The sequence below is a fragment of the Pantoea sp. E956-1 genome (assembly GCF_982223955.1).
This window is the reverse complement of the sequence record NZ_CEUYZP010000047.1, coordinates 1-478: the sequence shown is the minus strand read 5'-3', so window position 1 is coordinate 478 and position 478 is coordinate 1. Positions and strand designations below refer to the sequence as shown.

Sequence of the window (478 nt, the reverse complement as noted above, 5' to 3'; positions counted from 1 at the left end):
CACCATAACCGCCGGAAAACACTTCCTTGAGGGTGTACAACGGGCTCGTGCCGATGTCGCCATAAACTACCCCGACTGCCGCGACCAGCATGCTCAGCGGTCTGCTTGCCGAACCCTCGGCGCCCGCCGCATGACTACTTGCCTGACCCATCCAACACTCCTGATCTCGATACCGGCTTCTTTGAAGGAAGCACTATGCTTTGAGTTGCAGCATGCGCTGTTTTACCTGCTGTTACAGACCAATGATTGACTGCACGAAATCGGTAAAGCTCAACGGCGCGAAGCATAGCGCAGCACTCGTCGTATTTCCCCGTATAAAGCTGGTCAAGTGCGTTGCCCGCCGCTAGAATTGCGCACTTTTTGATCAGAGGCGCATCTCAAGCGCCCATCCGTCAGCTGCCGCGCGTGGCCAGCGACGTCACAAAACACCGAGGTTAGACATGTCCACCACTCCTGCGCCGGCCAATCCAAAGGTTGG

At 56.7% G+C, this 478-nt stretch carries 1 protein-coding gene; it reads right to left on the bottom strand.

Annotation, left to right across the window (positions count from 1 at the left end; all coding sequences use genetic code 11):
* Window positions 1–91: KUP/HAK/KT family potassium transporter (locus AC0T7J_RS25175; RefSeq protein WP_473798457.1), on the bottom strand; the 91-nt coding region annotated here is incomplete at its 3' end.
* Window positions 92–478: the final 387 nt, after the last annotated feature.